We start from the raw sequence: 17,638 nt of genomic DNA on the forward strand, positions 1-17,638 counted from the left end.
TCATTCTAGCATGTTTTCGTTTTACGGCTGACTGTTTTTTTAAAATCGTCTGAAAACATATTTCACAAGGCTTTTATCTATTGTAAAATAAAACATGAGCCTTTTGGCAGAAAGATTTGAATCTGAAGCAGAGGAGAAGATCATGAAAGCCGTATTTTTTGATTTAGATGATACACTACTTTGGGACGAGAAAAGCGTAAGAACAACATTTGCAGAAACTTGCTTACAGGCGGAGAAAAAATATGGCCTTGCCCCTGAGGAATTCGAAGCAGCTGTTCGCGAAGCGGCGAGAGAATTGTACATGTCATATGAGACGTATCCATATACAGTGATGATCGGCATTAACCCGTTTGAAGGACTGTGGTCCAATTTCTCAGAGCCAATCAGTGAAGGCTTTCAAAAGCTGAACAAGATTGTGCCGGAGTACAGAAGAAATGCATGGACAAACGGACTGAAAGCGCTTGGGATCGATGATCCTGCATATGGCGAATACTTGGGAGAGTTTTTTGCGGCAGAGCGCAGAAAGCGCCCGTTTGTATATGATGAAACTTTTGCTGTACTCGATCAATTAAAAGGCAAGTATGAATTATTGCTTTTGACAAATGGCGATCCTAGTCTGCAAAAGGAGAAGCTTGCCGGCGTACCTGAACTCGCTCCTTACTTCAATGAAATCGTCATCTCGGGCGCATTCGGCAAGGGCAAGCCGGATGTTTCAATTTTTGAACACTGCCTTAAGCTGATGAATATTGAAAAAGACGATGCCATCATGGTCGGCGATAATTTGAATACTGATATTTTAGGCGCTTCAAGAGCCGGAATCAAAACCGTTTGGATCAACCGGACGGATAAGAAAAACGAAACTGACGTAACGCCTGATTACATCATCAGCAGCCTTCATGATTTGTTTCCTATATTAGAGAAATAAAAAAAGCATGATCTCTTCAATGAGATCATGCTTTTTTATTTTATTTTTTCGCTTCAGCTACTGCCTTTTTCACAAACTCATCAAGTGAAATGGTTTCAGAGTTCTGTTCTCCGTATTTACGCACGTTTACCGCTCCGTTTTCTGCTTCTTGGTCACCGACCACCAGCATGTACGGGATTTTTTGCATTTGCGCTTCACGGATTTTGTAGCCGATTTTTTCATCGCGGCTGTCGACTTCAACACGCAGGCCTTCACGCTGCAGGCGTTCCTGCACTTTTTTCGCGTAGTCTAAATGCACAGCCGGAGAAACCGGGATGACTTGGAACTGAACCGGTGCAAGCCATGTCGGCAGCGCGCCTTTGTGTTCTTCGATTAAGAAGGCAACAAAGCGTTCCATTGTTGAAACGACACCTCTGTGAATGACAACCGGACGGTGCTGCTTGCCGTCCTCACCGATGTATGTCAGGTCGAAACGTTCCGGCAATAAGAAATCAAGCTGTACCGTAGACAGTGTTTCTTCTTTTCCGATCGCAGTTTTCACCTGAACATCAAGTTTAGGGCCGTAGAATGCCGCTTCACCTTCTGCTTCGTAATAGTCGTGGCCGATTTCGTCCATTGCCTCTTTCAGCATGGATTGCGCTTTGTTCCACATTTCATCGTCATCAAAATATTTCTCTGTATCTTCCGGATCGCGGTAAGACAGACGGAATGTGTAATCACTTAAACCGAAGTCTTCATAAACATCCTGGATTAAACGGACTGTACGGATAAACTCATCCTTAATTTGATCCGGGCGCACAAAGATGTGTGCATCATTTAACGTCATTCCGCGTACCCGTTGAAGTCCTGACAGCGCACCTGACATTTCATAGCGGTGCATCGTTCCAAGCTCTGCTATACGAATCGGAAGCTCGCGGTAACTGTGAATGTCTTGTTTGTAAATCATCATATGGTGCGGACAGTTCATCGGACGCAATACAAGTGTTTCATTGTCCATTTCCATCGGAGGGAACATGCCTTCCTGATAATGATCCCAGTGTCCTGATGTTTCATACAGCTCTTTGCTACCTAGCACAGGTGTGTATACGTGCTCATAGCCGAGGCTGATTTCTTTATCAACAATGTAGCGCTCGATGACGCGGCGGATTGTCGCGCCTTTTGGCAGCCAAAGCGGCAGGCCTTGTCCGACTTTTTGAGAGTTCGCGAACAGCTTTAATTCTTTGCCGAGCTTTCTGTGATCGCGTTCTTTCGCTTCTTCTAGCATACGAAGATGCTCTTCAAGATCAGCTTTTTTGAAGAAAGCTGTACCATATACGCGCTGAAGCATTTGGTTTTTGCTGTCACCGCGCCAGTATGCGCCAGCAAGGCTTAACAGCTTAAACTCTTTGATTTTTCCGGTTGAAGGAACATGGACGCCGCGGCACAGGTCAAAGAATTCGCCTTGCTCATAGATCGAAACGGTTTCTCCTTCAGGAATCGCATCCAATAGTTCAAGCTTCAGGTCGTCGCCGATTTCCGCAAAACGGGCTTTCGCTTCTTCACGGCTGACTTCTTTTCGAACGATCGGAAGGTTCGCATTAACGATTTTTTTCATTTCTTTCTCGATTTTCGGCAGATCCTCCGGTGTAATCGCTTCGTCCATTTCTACATCGTAGTAAAACCCGTTTTCGATAACCGGACCGACGCCGAATTTAACATCCTTGTAGATGCGTTTAATCGCTTGAGCCAGCAAGTGAGCCGTACTGTGGCGCATAATTTGAAGACCTTCTTCTGAGCCTTCTGTAATGATTTCCACTGTACCGTCTTCATTGATCGGCGTTCTCAAATCGATTTCTTTTCCGTTCAGTTTTCCGGCTAATGACTTTTTCTTTAATCCCGGACTGATGGATGCCGCGATATCTTCTGTTGTTGTTCCTTTCGCAAACTCCTTGACTGCTCCATCAGGAAATGTGATTTTTACCATATCTGACATCTTTGTCACTCCTTTTTTTGCATATAAAAACCCCGCCCCCTATGAAAGGGACGAGGTTGAATAAACGGAATCGTGGTTCCACCCTTTTTTCCGCAAAGCCAATACACGGCACCTGCGGCTCTAAGCTCTGTAACGGGAGTTCCCGTCAGCCATTACTGTTCCTTTTCAAGAGGTTCACAGCTGAAGTTCAAAGGCGGTAAAGCGAATGGTCCTTAGCTGGGAAGCTTGCAGCCAGGGCTTCCCTCTCTTTGAGCCGGTATCATTCCTTCGTGTCCTTATCAATACGTGTGTCTTTCTTAATCTCCTATGTATTATAAATTGTTCAATCCAAAAAATCAACACGATCGCGTTTCCTTTTTTAAACCGACAGCCTTATATAGACAGGCTGCCGGCCCTCATCCTTCCGAGTGCTTCACCGGTATTTCTGCATCTGCAAAAGCGTGCAGCGGGAGCATTTCCACTCTCTCTTGAAATACGTTTTGAATGGTCCTTGCCATCATGTGCTCAGGCTGGTCGGTATAAAGCACGACTTCATCAGGCGCAATGGAAATCAGCGGCGCGAGCAAATGAGAATCAATATACATAGGATGATCCCGGACAAATCTCCTGTCTATGTATTTCATTTTTTCCCGTTCCGGCACATAGCGCAGCTCCCATAATGTAAAGGAACCATCATGGACAATATGCACTTTTTTGATTCGCGGCTGTTTGGCGTTTACATAGTCTCTGAGTGTTTGAATAAAGTTTTGATATTCCTGTTCCATTTTATATTCATCAATCGCTGCTTCTGTAATATCTCTCAGCTGCTTATAGTATGATCCAAGTCGGAAGGTCTGGAAGGAGCGAATGTAAAATACTCCTTCCTCTAAACAGATCGTTTGGAGTTCATCCAAAATTGATTGTTTCCGTGAAAGCTTCAGCGGCTCAAACGGAAGATCGTCTGCTTCACCTTCAATAATACTGTGTGCGAGCTGAAGGATTTGCTGCTGTTCATCCTGATCCGTGAAACAATACGTTTCCTCAATCAATGACAGCATATGCTCGTCTTCTTTGCATTCCAAAAAAAATTTGACCAGAATCGGCTCCATAAAACGCTGAATAGGAAAAGCCGGATTCGCTTTTTCAATCCCGATTTTTCGTATGCCTTCACGGACAATGATATTGTTCCGATCGTCCGAATGCTGAATGAGATGTAAAAAAGCGGCTGCATCATGGTCATCTTCAAAGATTATTTCAAGCATGTTTGTCCCCCCTTACGGCATCTGTTACAAGTATATGGGGGATGTTTTTAAAATAGACGTAAAGGTCATTGGCAAATCTTAATTTGATTCCTGGAACAAGTTTTGCATTTTCTTTCTGAAGATAAATGGCAGTGAGATAAACACGATATACAAAGCGAGCACCATAAAGAAAGCGGGCAGATTACCAGCCAAAAAGCTCGCACCCAGCACATTAAGCGCAATCGTCCCAGGGATGATTCCCACAGCCGTTGCGGCAAAATACGGCAGCGCTTTGACATTGGAAAGGCCTGCCGCATAGCTGACGAAATCAAAATTGATCGGCAGGATTCTCAAAAGAAAGATATAGAAAAATCCGTTATCCTCCATTTGCTTCTGTATGGCTTCAAGCCTTTCGTAATGCCCGTTCTTTTTCGCCGAAAACAAACCGGCCGCAAAAAACGAAACAGCTGAAGCGCACATCGAACCGAATAACGTATAAAGCGTACCGAGAAGCGGGCCAAACGCAAGTCCGCCAGCTATTGAAATAACAGATACCGGAAATAAAACAAGTGGCCTGACGATGGATATCCCGATAAACATCAGAGGTGCAAAGACTCCGAACGACAATACCCATACCCTGATCTCTTTCGGCGATACATTCAAATATTTTTTATTTCCCCAAAAGATTAAACCTGCACCTGCCAGCACTGCCAGCCATTTAAAAGCGGTTTTTCGTTTCATACCCTCAGTTCCTTCCCCTTTGAACCGCAGCAGTTACGGATGGCGGCGGTTTTCTCCGTCAAGGCGGATCGGAGCAGCCAAATATAATATCCGCTCCATTAATCTTGCCGCTTTTACTTCTTCCTTTTCCCCCCTTTGCGAATACGTAAAATGATGCTTCAGCTCGTCAGGTGAGAAATTAGAAGAAAAGAAAGTAGGCAGCTGCTGGGACATTCTGTGCTGAAGCACCGTTCCGATGACTTCATCCCTTACCCAGCTTGTCATTGATTCTGCTCCGATGTCATCAAGCATCAATACGGGTGTGGTCTTTACCATATTGAGCTTCTCTTCCAATGTCTGGTCTTGCAGCGAATTCTTAAGCTCTCTCACAAATTCAGGCACATAGACAATCATGGAAGAATACTCTTTTTCCGCCAGCTCATTGGCAATCGCAGCGAGCATAAACGTTTTTCCTACCCCGAATTTCCCGTATAAATATAATCCTTTCCCTTTTCCCGTCTCATTATAGCTTTTCAGAAAGTCTGTAACATGCTGAAACATCGCGAGCCTGCTTGGGTCACTGATATCAACTTGCTGGAACGTCGCTCCGAGAAGATCCTGCTGGATATACATGCTTCTCATAAGAGACTTTTGTTTCTTCTGCTGGTCGAGCTTCCGTTTGACTGGACATTCATAATACTCGATATCAATAGACCGCCCATTGACAACAAGCTTCGGATGGTAGCCCTCCAACAAATTGTTGCAGTTTTCATCTTCCGAACAATAGGAGCAATTCTTGCTTTGTTCGATATATTCATAAAGCTTATTTAAGCTCTTTTCGATCATTTTTTGGTCAATCACTTCTTCGTTTTCCTTCAAAAATGCTTGAACATCTTGATCTTTCATGACTTTTTCCTTCATTTGTTCAAGACGTTTTTGGAAATCCGGCCTGCCGGTTACGCCCTGCAGGGAACGGCCGATTGGTTCCATCTATTCCTTCACCCCGCATCTCTGTCTTTAATAGGCAGAGTATTTTTTCAGTTTTTGCATTTCTTCCATCATTTTTTTCTTCTGTTCTTCCAAATCCTGCGGATGCAGCTTCTGCTGTCCGGATTCTGAATCGGACGCTGTTTCCTTTTCTGTCATCCAATCAGGAAGCTTTTCTTCACGAATCACTTTTTGGTTTCGTTTCGAAGACTTTGTTTTTCCCTCAGCCCATTCAAGGTACTGGCGGTTTTCTTCTATTGCGAGCTTCATCGCTTCCCTGACCGTTTTCACCTTTTTGCGTGCCCAATGCGAAGCGATTTTTTGGATATAGTTTTTGGACAGCTTCATGTCGGTTTTCAGCATGACATAATAAATTAACACATTTGTGACGCCTGGCTCGAGCTTCTGTTCGAACATAATTTCTTCTATGATCTTCAGATCAGCTTTTGACGGCTCTGTTCCGTCAGCAATGTCCTGCAGAAGCTTCTTCGGGGAAATCGCCTCCAGCAATGCGATCAGCTTCCCATCCAGAGAATCCTCTTCTGCCGGTTTTTCGCCTTCACGCAGATGCACCGGCTGTGTTTTTTCCACCAAATCGGGCAGCTGTCCGTTTCTTTCAATTTGATACCAGTCGCTCGCCGCTTTTCTTAAAGCCTCCGTCGTAATGACGTCACGCTCATCAATTGCGCTCATCACAACGTTTTGCATTTGCAAAGGGTCAATTCCGTACAGGTAAGAAAGCTTTTTGATTGTGTCCCGCACCTGCTGGGTCATCGCTTTTCTCGGAATCATCGTCTCAGAAAGTCCCGCTAAAAACAAATCAAAATCAAACACATCCTCCGTTATGGTGTAGGACGGAGACTGTCCGACAGAAGTATACTCGGACCCCTCGGCAAGCCTTACCGTTTCCTCCATATCGGATGTGAGCTTCCATTCACTCGGCTGCAGCGATTCAAACGCGTGATTAAACGGCCGCGTAATGTCCTTCGCATCTTCTGAAATGGCCGGGTGCGTAAAAAATTGTTTTAATTGCTGATATTTCGTTTTTCCGACTCTATTATACAGAAAAACATTCAGCATTCCGTCTTCAAAAAATTCATTTGGTCTGAGCGGCGGAAGGAGTTCATATATAAAGAGGCGCTCCTGCCGCTCGGATTCTTTCATATATACTTTCAGCAATCCGATGCCCTCGAGCTTCCCCTGTTCCTGATGGATCGTTTTTAAGTTGGACTGTGTCATCCCCATCAGCTGTCTATGTGTGGACTCTCCGCCCCACAGACGGTTTTGTTCAAGCTCTCCCCACAATGTCATATAAAGAGAGAATGCAACAGGGCCGATTAAGGGCTGGTACAGTTGTGTAATAATTTGTCTGTCAATATCCTGCAGCATCGATCTGCTTTTAACCACATACGGATCTACAGGCAGTACATCTTTCCAATAGTCAGCCATACATTCTCAAACCTTCCGAATTTGTTTCTACCTTTCATTTTACACCGTTTCTTATATCTATCAAATGCCAATTTTGCACATGAGAAAAGAGCTAGAAGAATCCTCTTAGCTCTTTTAACGCTCTTTCTTTATTAAGTCTTTTAATTCGTCGATAAAGACGTTTATATCTTTAAACTGCCGATAGACGGACGCGAACCGTACATATGCGACTTCGTCAATCTTAGCCAGCCGGTCCATGACCATTTCTCCGACGAGCTCACTCTTCACTTCGGAGCAGCCTTGATTGCGAAGCTCTTTTTCAATATCAAAGCACATGTCTTCAAGCGTTTTGAGTGAAACAGGCCTTTTTTCACATGCTTTTATGAGGCCGCGCAGCATTTTTTCTCTGCTGAATTCCTCACGCACACCTTCTTTTTTCACGACGATGAGCGGGGTTTCCTCCACTTTCTCAAAGGTCGTAAACCGGTAGTGGCAGGATTCGCACTCGCGTCTTCGGCGAATCGACTTTCCGTCATCCACAGGCCGTGAATCAAGGACTCGTGTTCCGTTATGCTGGCATGAAGGACATTTCAATAAAATCAGCTCCCAACTATATCGTTCCCTGCAATGTATTTTCGGCAGCCTCCGCCTTTTAAAAATAGATGTGACAGCATCTGTCGGGAGAGCCGTTGTTAAATTTGTTTCTATAGCATTAGGTGGTTTGTGAAAATCTCTTTCTTATTTTACAAAAAAAATGAAAAAAGAAAAAGCTGACACTCTCGTTTCTTTATAAAAATAAAAGGAGCATAAGCTAAAAAGCGCATAATGGCTTTCTAGCTTCAGCTCCCTTTGTGTTCGCAATTTACTTTATAGTACTTTCGCTTGCGCCTGTTTAATTTGCACAGGCCCCATTCCTCTTGGTATTTCAATGTTTTCTCTTGTATCAGCATGTAATGCCTCTGCAATGTAATCAGCAGCGACATTAGGATCTAAGTCTCCACAAGTATAAACATCAATGCTCGCATATCCGTGCTCAGGAAAACTGTGAATCGTTAAGTGTGATTCAGAAATAATCACAACTCCGCTTACGCCTTGCGGTGCAAATTTGTGAAATGCAACCTCGCGCACCTCAGCACCTGATTTTAGAGCAGCATTTACAAACGTTTTTTCAATAAAATCCATGTCATTCAGCTTATCAAAATCGCATCCCCATAGCTCGGAGATAACGTGACGCCCCATTGTTTCCATAGTCATGGACCCCCCTTAACAAGAATTAAAAAGTGAAATTCCAACAACTGGGTCGGCCATTTACCACGGGGGAAAGTTAGTCCGGAGAGGTCCTAACCCTTTAAGTAATTCCGAAACAGTCTCAAGCAAGAAGTTCACGAAAAATAGTATACTGTGTTTAAGTCTAATTTGCAAGGTGCGTTTTTTCAGAAATATGCTGTTAAGGGTTTTTTCTTTAAAATGTGTCCATGACCTTATTTTATACAGCAGACGGATGTTTCATTCGTGCCGCTACATGGCGGATCAGATCAACAACTCTGCAGGAGTAGCCCCATTCGTTGTCATACCACGCCAGCACCTTTACTTTCCTGTCTTCCATTACCATTGTTGTAAGCCCGTCAATGACCGCTGAATGCGGATTCGTATTATAATCAGTCGAAACGAGCGGTTCATCTGAGTAATCAAGTACACCGTACATCGACGTTTTGGCAGCGCGTTTAAATGCCTCGTTTACTTCTTCAGCCGTAACATCCGTTTTCAGATCAACAACGAGATCAACCAATGAGACGTTCGGAACAGGGACACGCAAGGCGAGGCCGTGAAGTTTTCCTTTCAGATGCGGCAGCACAAGCGAAAGCGCCTTTGCCGCTCCTGTTGTTGTCGGAATGATGGATTCACCGCAAGCCCGCGCCCGGCGCAAATCTTTGTGCGGGTTATCAATATTTTTTTGGTCATTCGTATACGCATGAACTGTAGTCATCAGACCGCTCTCAATGCCAAACTCTTCATCCAGTACTTTTACAACAGGCGCAAGGCAATTTGTCGTGCATGACGCATTTGAAATAATGACATGGCGCTCAGCGTCGAATTGGTCCTCATTTACGCCCATCACAATGGTAACGTCTTCATTTTTTCCCGGAGCGGTCAAAATCACTTTTTTTGCACCTGCTTCTATATGGCCCATCGCTTTATCTTTAGCATTAAACTTCCCTGTTGCTTCGACGACTATGTCAATATCATATTCCCGCCAAGGCAGCTGTTTTGGATCACGGCTGTTTAACAAAAGCACTTTCTTTCCATTTACGATCAGGCTGTCTTCACCAGCCACAACCTCTTTGTCGTATCTGCCGTGAATTGTGTCATACTTTATTAAATGAGCCAGCGTTTCTGCGGAATAGCTGGCGTTAATGGCCACTACTTGAATTTGATCGTCTAACATCGCTTTTCTAAAAACCATTCTTCCGATTCTTCCAAACCCGTTGATCGCTACTTTTACCTTCATGTTGGACACCCCTTATCAATTATGCCATCCTAATTTGTTACTATCTAAAATTAGTATAACACATTAAAACAAATTCGCCAGTACATATTGATAAAAATCAACGATTATAACGCTAATTTATGATGCATCTTATGTTTTCTTGCACAGAATATCAGGCATAAGAACCAAAAAGCAGCCAGCGCTCCGCACTGACTGCCCTCATGCTTTATGATTCCTGTTTTAACTTATCATTGAGCACACTTTCTTCTAGCACAGAAAATGTATCCCCGTACACTCTGTTAATATGATTCGCTCCCCAAGCACACAGCATATCTAAAATCCCTTCTAAGCTGCGGCCGTATTCGCTGAGCTCGTATTCCACTTTGGGAGGAACTTGATTATATACGATTCGGTTAATGACACCGTCCGCTTCCAGCTCGCGCAGCTGCTGAGTCAGCATTTTTTGCGTGATGTTGGGCATTAGGCGTTTTAATTCACTTGTGCGTTTTTTTCCGTGCGTCAGATGGCATAAAATGACGCATTTCCATTTTCCACCGATCACTTCAAGAGTCGCTTCAACAGAAATGTTATATTTTTTCTTCTCCATACAATCCATTCTCCTCACAGGCACCAAAAAGTGACTATAGCACTTCAAAGTACGTACTTTTATTTCTTAACGATATGTTTCATAATCACATTTGCCGGCTGATTTGAATCTGCTCTTTTTTATTTATATAGCTTACTCGGCAGAATTTCAATCATACAACACATCTTACAAAGGAGGAACATCATGACTTCAGCCAATAAAAGCAGTATTCCTGCACTACTGGCTTTGGCCGTAAGTGCATTCGCAATAGGGACAACTGAATTTATCAGTGTCGGCCTTTTGCCGCTCATTGCTGATGACCTGGATATTCCCGTCACGACAGCAGGATTGACTGTTTCCCTTTATGCGCTCGGCGTTACATTTGGGGCACCTATATTAACTTCATTGACCTCAAGCATGTCACGTAAGACACTATTGCTTTGGATCATGTTTATTTTTATTGCCGGTAATACGATGGCAGCAACCGCTTCAAGCATCGGGATTTTACTAGCAGCACGTGTGATATCGGCATTTTCGCACGGTGTGTTTATGTCGATCGGTTCGACAATCGCAGCGGATATTGTCCCGGAAGATAAAAGGGCTAGCGCGATTTCAATTATGTTTACTGGCCTCACTGTGGCAACTGTAACCGGAGTTCCTTTTGGGACATTTATCGGCCAGCAGTTCGGCTGGCGTTTCGCCTTTATGGTCATTATCGCCGTCGGAATCATTGCTTTCATTACAAATGGCATTCTTGTACCGTCCAAATTACGAAAAGGGACGAAAACAACGATGCGGGATCAATTGAAGCTTGTGACAAACAGCCGGTTATTGCTTTTATTTGTCATTACAGCGCTTGGATACGGAGGAACATTCGTTGTGTTCACGTATCTGTCTCCCCTGCTTCAGGAAGTAACAGGCTTCAAAGCCGGGACTGTTGCAGTGATTCTGCTCGGATACGGAATAGCTATTGCTATCGGCAATATGATTGGCGGAAAGCTGTCAAACCGAAATCCAATTGCCGCTTTATTCTATATGTTTATCGTACAGGCAATTGTTCTATTCGTACTGACATTTACAGCCCCGTATCAAGCAGCTGGGCTCATTACCATTCTCTGTATGGGATTGCTGGCCTTTATGAACGTGCCCGGCCTTCAGGTGTATGTCGTCATGCTGGCTGAGCGTTTTGTCCCGAGTGCAGTTGACGTCGCATCCGCGATGAATATCGCTGCCTTTAATGCAGGGATCGCGCTTGGGTCATACCTTGGCGGTGTGATCACCGATTCAATCGGATTGATTCATACCGCTTGGATAGGCGGATTAATGGTGGTCGGTGCAGTCATTTTAACAGGCTGGAGCCGCTTGATGGAAAAACGAGATCGGCAGGAAGCCTGACAATTTTAAAGGAGGAAATGAACATGACAACACATTTACAAGCAAAAGCAACACTTCATAATGGGGTAGAAATGCCTTGGTTCGGCCTCGGCGTGTTCCAAGTGGAAGAAGGATCTGAACTGGTAAACGCAGTTAAAACTGCCATTGTTCACGGGTACCGCAGTATTGATACTGCAGCAATCTATGGAAATGAAGCTGGAGTCGGAGAAGGGATTCGGGAAGGCATTGAAGAAGCAGGCATTTCAAGAGAGGATCTGTTTATCACATCGAAAGTATGGAATGCGGATTTAGGCTACGAAGAAACACTCGCCGCGTTTGAAACAAGTCTGTCCAAACTCGGTCTGGATTATTTGGATCTATACCTCATCCACTGGCCTGTAGAAGGAAAGTATAAAGAAGCTTGGAGAGCGCTTGAAACGCTGTATAAAGAAGGCCGTATCAAAGCGATTGGCGTAAGCAACTTCCAAATTCACCATCTTGAAGATCTGATGACGGCAGCTGAAATTAAGCCTATGATTAACCAAGTGGAATTTCACCCGCGCCTCACACAAAAAGAGTTGATAAGATACTGCCAAAATCAGGGCATCCAGATGGAGGCTTGGTCACCTTTAATGCAGGGACAGCTGCTGGATCACCCTGTATTGGCTGACATCGCTCAAACATATAATAAATCTGTCGCACAAATTATTTTGCGCTGGGATCTGCAGCATGGCATCATTACGATTCCTAAATCAACGAAGGAACACCGCATTAAAGAAAATGCAAGCGTATTTGACTTTGAATTGACGCAGGATGACATGAACCGAATCGATGCACTGAATGAAAACTTGCGCGTCGGTCCTGATCCGGACAACTTTGATTTTTAATGGCAAAAAAACACCGTTCAATATGAACGGTGTTTTTTGTATTATGCCCAGCTGTTCATGATTTCATCAAGCTGCCTTTTGGTCTCTTCAAGCGTGCCGCTGTTATCAATGACTTGATCTGCTCTTGCTGTTTTTTCCTCTAAGGGCATTTGAGAGCGGATACGGCTGACTGCTTCTTCTTCCGTCAGCTGATTGCGCTTCATCAGACGTTCCAGTTGAAGCTCTTTTGTCACACTGACCACAATAATTTTATCAACCAATGATTCCAATTTGCTTTCGAACAATAGCGGGATATCCAATACAACAAATGCCTCCCGATTTGCAACGGCTTCATCACGGCGCTTGAGCATTTCCTGCCTGACTGCGGGATGAACAATTGCATTTAAAGCGAGACGCTTTTGTTCATTTGTAAATACCAGCGCTCCAAGCTTTTTTCGATCTATATCGCCATTTGAGAGCAGTATGTCTTCACCGAATTCGTCAATGATTTGCCGGTAGGCCGGCATCCCTTTTTCTACCGCTTGTTTTGCAATGATATCTGCATCTATAACTGTTATTCCTTTTTCAATCAGCATATTGGCTACCGTGCTTTTGCCGCTAGCTATTCCTCCCGTTAAACCAATGACTAAGGTCAAGAGATCCACTCCTTTTTACAATTTCCAGAGCCCAATCGTGATTAATAGAAGCCCCGGCAAAAACGCCATTTTATCGATCCATTTCCACTTAGACAGAAAATGGCCGGCATTGATTCCAATTGATACAAACAGCGAGCTCATGATTGCCACGGCGATGCTCATCACAATCGGCGAAAAACCGAGAATGGCTGCGCCTATACCTGCTCCAAAGGCATCAATCGATAAGGCAAATCCCAATAAGACCGCCTCAATTCCGTTGATCACACCCGATTTGTCGATATCCGCACTCATGGGTTTTCTCAAAATATGAATCACAATCCCTAATGACCGAACCTCTAAATTAAGCAGCGTTTTTTCATGCAATAGGTATTCTTTATCTTTTGCCGGTTTGAAAAATTGATACAGAACCCACGCACCGATTCCAACCAATATCAAACCGCCAAGCTTCTCCGTCACATATACAGGAAAAAACTTCGTGAGAAAGCTTCCGATCAGCATGGATATAAACATGACAGCACCGGAACAGCAGGCGATAACCAAAATCGCTTTAAACGGTATTTTCATTTTTCTCAATCCGTACGTAAATCCGACTGAAAAACTGTCCAAGCTGACAGCCAACGCCAGCAGCAGTATAGAAACCATTTGCATATCCGTTTCTTCCTTTCTGTTGGTGCTCTTGTATCAGATGTGAAATGCCCGGGATTCATCACAATCATATATATGGGAAAGTGAAAAATCCGTGTTTCGAAAATGGCATCCTCCATTACAGAGTTACTGATATATGCACCGACAGCTTGGACGATGAAGCATTATGCTACTTTTTTTTCTGGCACTTTGCGCAAAAATGCGTGCCTCTTCCTCCAACGACAATTTTCGAAATCATCATTCCGCAATTTTTGCATGGCTCGTCTTTTTTTCCGTAGACAAAATGCTGCAGCTGGAACATTCCGATTTCCCCTTGGGAGTTGATATATGAACGGACTGTGCTTCCGCCCGCATCAATCGCCTCCTGCAGAGTGTTTTTGATTTCAGAGTGAAGGGTTTTGATTGTTTTATCTGATAATTGATTTGCTTTTGTCTCGGGATGGACACCCGCTCTGAAAAGAGCCTCATCCACATAAATGTTCCCTAGTCCAACTACCGTTTTTTGATCCAGTAGGGCAGTTTTGACAGCGCGGTTTGTTTTCGCAAGCCGTTCTTTTAAATACGCACTCGTAAATTCTTCTGCATCCGGCTCCGGACCTAACTGAGAAAGCGGGAGCTCGCCCGCTTCTTCTCCCGGTTTAAATAAGTGCATGGTTCCAAATTTCCGCACATCCCTGTACCGAAGCTGGGTTCCATCCGTCATCGTGAATATGACATGCACGTGTTTATCGTCAGGCTCCTCGGCTTGATGAAGACCGTATTTTCCTTCCATTCGAAGGTGAGAAACCATAACATAATGATCTAAATGAAACAGTAAAAACTTTCCCCGTCTTCCGATGGACTGTATCGTTTCTCCTGCTAGTTTTCGCGCAAATTCCTCCGGTTCGGCAGGCCGTTTGATGATATTCGGCCATCTGATCTCTACCGATTTGATTGTTTTTCCCTTTACAAGCCCGGTCAGAGTGCGCCGGACCGTCTCAACCTCTGGTAATTCCGGCACATCCATCACTTCCTATCTCTGTTTATTTCGCATCGTACCAAGATGGGCCTGATGCAAAGTCCACCTTTAACGGCACATCTAATGCAAGCGCATGCTCCATCACTTCAGGAACAAGCTTTTCAAGAATTTCAATTTCTTCCTTTGGCGCCTCAAAAATCAATTCATCGTGTACTTGAAGCAGAAGCCTTGCTTTCAACTGTTTTTCTTTCAGCTTGGCAGCCATGTCAATCATGGCTTTTTTGATAATATCAGCGGCGCTTCCTTGAATCGGCGTATTCATGGCCGTCCGCTCCGCAAAACTTCGGATATTAAAGTTCCGGCTTGTCAGCTCAGGGATGTAGCGGCGGCGATGCATAAGCGTTGTTACGTATCCTTTTTGCTTCGCTTCCTGTACTGAATCTTCCATGTACGCTTTTACGCCTTGGAAACTTTCCAGATAGCGGTCGATAAATGCTCCCGCTTCCTTCCGAGTAATGCCGAGGTTCTGTGACAGACCGTAATCGCTGATCCCGTAAACAATGCCAAAGTTGACCGCTTTCGCCTGGCGTCTCATCGCAGATGTCACTTCATCCTTAGCGACATGGAACACATCCATTGCCGTTTTCGTGTGAATATCCATATCATTTGTAAAAGCTTCGATCAGATTTTCATCCTTTGAAATATGGGCAAGCACCCGCAGCTCGATTTGTGAATAATCGGCTGCAAAAATGAGCCAGTCTTTTTCAGACGGCACAAAAGCTTGGCGAATTTTCCGCCCTTCCTCAAGCCTGATCGGAATGTTTTGCAGGTTCGGATCAGTCGAGCTGAGACGGCCAGTTTGCGTTAAGGCCTGGTTAAATCGCGTGTGCACTTTATGCGAATCCGGTCTCGTCACCTTTAAAAGCCCTTCGATATATGTTGATTGAAGCTTGCCAATTTGTCTGTACTGTAAAATATAGTCGACAATATCATGCTTGTCAGCCAGCTTTTCAAGCACATCGGCAGACGTAGAATAGCCTGTTTTCGTTTTCTTTACGACAGGAAGGCCGATCTTTTCAAATAAGATGACGCCTAGCTGTTTCGGAGAATTGATGTTAAACGGCTCTCCCGCAATCTCATGGATTTTTTCTTCATATTCCTTCAGCTTCGCACCCAGTTCTTCACCCATCCGTTTTAAACGGTCAACATCGACCTTGACGCCAGTTGATTCCATTTCTCCAAGAATAAGCGCAAGAGGCATTTCCAGCTCTTCAAACAGTTCAAGCTGGTCGTTGTTTTCCAGCTCCTGAACGAGCTTTTCCCGAAGGCTTTGAATCGCTAACGCTTTTCGGCCAAGGTGCTCAGACAGTACGTCTTCTGACGGCACTGCCCGTTTTGCTCCTTTTCCATAAACTGATTCATCACTTGAAACGATATGCAGGCCGTAATCCTTAGCCACACTCGCAACGTCGTCATATGAATTGCCCGGGTTGATGATATAAGCCGCAAGGAGCGTATCAAACTCGGCTCCTTTCAGCTCAATGCCCTGCCAGCGCAAAGCGACAACAGCCCGCTTGCTGTCGAAGACCCATTTCTTCTGCTCGTCATTTTCCACCCATTCTTTAAACACCTCAGACTCAACGGCAATGTCTTTCGGAATGAAATAAGCCCCCATTTCATTTACGATCGAAAATCCGAGAATCGGCTCTTCATGATAATTATCGCCAATCTGTTCAACGACAAATGCGGATGGAGAAACAAATATATCGCTTGTCACGTCTGTGACTGTTTTGACATTAATGTCTTCCAACGATTGATCCTGTTCTGCTTCTGCACTGTCTTCTCCAAGCCGTTCAAGAAGCGTGTTGAAGCCAAGATCTTTAAAGATGGCAATGACCTGTTCACGATTAAAGCCTTGATATTCCAGGCCGGAAACAGATACCTCAATCGGAGCATCCGTCATAATTGTCGCAAGCTCCTTGCTCATCAATGCTTGATCCTTAAACTCCTCAAGCTTTTCCTTCAATTTCTTTCCGCTCACCTCGTCAATGGACTCCAGCAGCTTTTCAACGGAATCAAATTGTTTTAAAAGCTTAATCGCAGTCTTTTCTCCGACGCCGGGCACACCCGGGATATTATCTGAGGAATCGCCCATCAGACCCTTCATGTCAATGATTTGTTCAGGCGTAAGCCCGTATTTCTCTTTGACATGCTCCGGTGTGTAAAATTCAACATCGGTAATTCCCTTTCTCGTAATGGCAACTGTCGTTTTGTCCGTTGCCAGCTGGGTTAAATCCTTATCCCCTGAGAAAACCTTTACTTCAAATCCGTCTTTTTCAGCCGATTTGGCCAGTGTGCCGATAATATCATCCGCTTCATATTGTTCCAGTTCATAGCGGCTGATCTGGTAGGCATCCAGCAGCTCGCGGATAAACGGCATTTGTTCGGAAAGCTCAGGCGGGGTTTTCTGTCTGCCGCCTTTATATTCTTTAAATGTGCCGTGACGAAATGTTGTTTTCCCGGCATCAAACGCAACCAGCATGTGCGTCGGTTTTTCATCCTCAAGCATTTTCATCAAAATCATCGCAAAGCCGTATACAGCATTTGTATGAACACCTTTATCATTGCTTAACAGCGGCAATGCAAAAAACGCCCGGTAAGCCAGACTGTTTCCGTCTACAAGCACTAATTTTTTTCGTTCCGTCATTCAATTTCCTCCTAAGAAGCCTCAGGCTTCCATTCATCTCTTACATAGTCATTAGCTCCTCTTATTTTAACAAAGTTCAATTTGAAAGGAAAATACGTGAACTATA

Annotated in this window: 15 protein-coding genes and 1 pseudogene; 3 read left to right on the plus strand and 13 right to left on the minus strand. The window is 44.4% G+C overall.

What is annotated here, in order from left to right:
* Positions 1–142: 142 nt before the first annotated feature.
* Positions 143–925 carry an HAD family hydrolase gene (locus AC07VD_RS12250; protein ID WP_015251491.1) on the plus strand — a complete coding sequence of 261 codons (783 nt, stop codon included), beginning with the start codon at positions 143–145 and terminating at the stop codon, positions 923–925.
* 40 nt (positions 926–965) lie between these two features.
* Here AC07VD_RS12250 and thrS read toward each other — a convergent pair whose 3' ends face one another.
* The 9 genes from thrS to AC07VD_RS12295 form a co-directional block, all read right to left on the minus strand.
* Positions 966–2,897, minus strand: a complete 1,932-nt coding sequence (thrS, locus tag AC07VD_RS12255; protein ID WP_014480529.1) for a threonine--tRNA ligase — start codon at positions 2,895–2,897, stop codon at positions 966–968.
* A 395-nt stretch (positions 2,898–3,292) separates the two neighbouring features.
* Entirely contained in the window at positions 3,293–4,138 is an 846-nt protein-coding gene (ytxC, locus tag AC07VD_RS12260; protein WP_494721776.1) for a putative sporulation protein YtxC, read from the minus strand.
* A gap of 78 nt (positions 4,139–4,216) precedes the next feature.
* Positions 4,217–4,858 carry a TVP38/TMEM64 family protein gene (locus AC07VD_RS12265; protein ID WP_130572679.1) on the minus strand — a complete coding sequence of 214 codons (642 nt, stop codon included), beginning with the start codon at positions 4,856–4,858 and terminating at the stop codon, positions 4,217–4,219.
* Between the two features lie 33 nt (positions 4,859–4,891).
* Positions 4,892–5,827 carry a primosomal protein DnaI gene (gene dnaI, locus AC07VD_RS12270; RefSeq protein ID WP_024573514.1) on the minus strand — a complete coding sequence of 312 codons (936 nt, stop codon included), beginning with the start codon at positions 5,825–5,827 and terminating at the stop codon, positions 4,892–4,894.
* A gap of 27 nt (positions 5,828–5,854) precedes the next feature.
* Positions 5,855–7,273, minus strand: coding sequence for a replicative helicase loading/DNA remodeling protein DnaB (gene dnaB / locus AC07VD_RS12275; protein ID WP_015251489.1), 1,419 nt, complete (start codon positions 7,271–7,273; stop codon positions 5,855–5,857).
* A gap of 114 nt (positions 7,274–7,387) precedes the next feature.
* The gene (gene nrdR, locus AC07VD_RS12280; protein WP_003223586.1) at positions 7,388–7,846 is read right to left on the minus strand and encodes a transcriptional regulator NrdR; all 459 of its coding nucleotides are present in this window, start codon (positions 7,844–7,846) and stop codon (positions 7,388–7,390) included.
* Positions 7,847–8,119: 273 nt separating this feature from the next.
* Positions 8,120–8,500 carry an adenosylmethionine decarboxylase gene (gene speD, locus AC07VD_RS12285; protein WP_003223584.1) on the minus strand — a complete coding sequence of 127 codons (381 nt, stop codon included), beginning with the start codon at positions 8,498–8,500 and terminating at the stop codon, positions 8,120–8,122.
* 238 nt (positions 8,501–8,738) lie between these two features.
* Positions 8,739–9,761, minus strand: coding sequence for a glyceraldehyde-3-phosphate dehydrogenase (locus AC07VD_RS12290; RefSeq protein ID WP_003229459.1), 1,023 nt, complete (start codon positions 9,759–9,761; stop codon positions 8,739–8,741).
* A 205-nt stretch (positions 9,762–9,966) separates the two neighbouring features.
* Complete coding sequence (locus AC07VD_RS12295; protein WP_003229458.1) at positions 9,967–10,347, minus strand: winged helix-turn-helix transcriptional regulator; 381 nt, start codon at positions 10,345–10,347, stop codon at positions 9,967–9,969.
* A 183-nt stretch (positions 10,348–10,530) separates the two neighbouring features.
* On the opposite strand from AC07VD_RS12295, the gene AC07VD_RS12300 reads away from it, so the two are divergent.
* Complete coding sequence (locus tag AC07VD_RS12300; RefSeq protein WP_015483547.1) at positions 10,531–11,721, plus strand: MFS transporter; 1,191 nt, start codon at positions 10,531–10,533, stop codon at positions 11,719–11,721.
* Between the two features lie 23 nt (positions 11,722–11,744).
* Positions 11,745–12,587 carry an aldo/keto reductase YtbE gene (gene ytbE, locus AC07VD_RS12305; RefSeq protein ID WP_003229455.1) on the plus strand — a complete coding sequence of 281 codons (843 nt, stop codon included), beginning with the start codon at positions 11,745–11,747 and terminating at the stop codon, positions 12,585–12,587.
* A 41-nt stretch (positions 12,588–12,628) separates the two neighbouring features.
* Here the strand turns inward: ytbE and coaE are convergent, their stop codons facing one another.
* The 4 genes and pseudogenes from coaE to polA all read right to left on the minus strand — a co-directional run bounded on the left by coaE (position 12,629) and on the right by polA (position 17,532).
* The gene (gene coaE, locus AC07VD_RS12310; RefSeq protein ID WP_064911657.1) at positions 12,629–13,222 is read right to left on the minus strand and encodes a dephospho-CoA kinase; all 594 of its coding nucleotides are present in this window, start codon (positions 13,220–13,222) and stop codon (positions 12,629–12,631) included.
* A gap of 15 nt (positions 13,223–13,237) precedes the next feature.
* A pseudogene (gene ytaF, locus AC07VD_RS12315) lies at positions 13,238–13,888 on the minus strand (sporulation membrane protein YtaF); the annotation flags it as partial.
* Between the two features lie 148 nt (positions 13,889–14,036).
* Positions 14,037–14,867, minus strand: a complete 831-nt coding sequence (gene mutM, locus AC07VD_RS12320) for a DNA-formamidopyrimidine glycosylase (RefSeq protein ID WP_080286224.1) — start codon at positions 14,865–14,867, stop codon at positions 14,037–14,039.
* Between the two features lie 22 nt (positions 14,868–14,889).
* Positions 14,890–17,532 (minus strand): DNA polymerase I, encoded by a 2,643-nt coding sequence (polA, locus tag AC07VD_RS12325; RefSeq protein WP_130572683.1) that lies wholly within the window; start codon positions 17,530–17,532, stop codon positions 14,890–14,892.
* Positions 17,533–17,638 lie beyond the last annotated feature (106 nt).

It is taken from the genome of Bacillus sp. GW821-FHT01G09 (assembly GCF_059422205.1).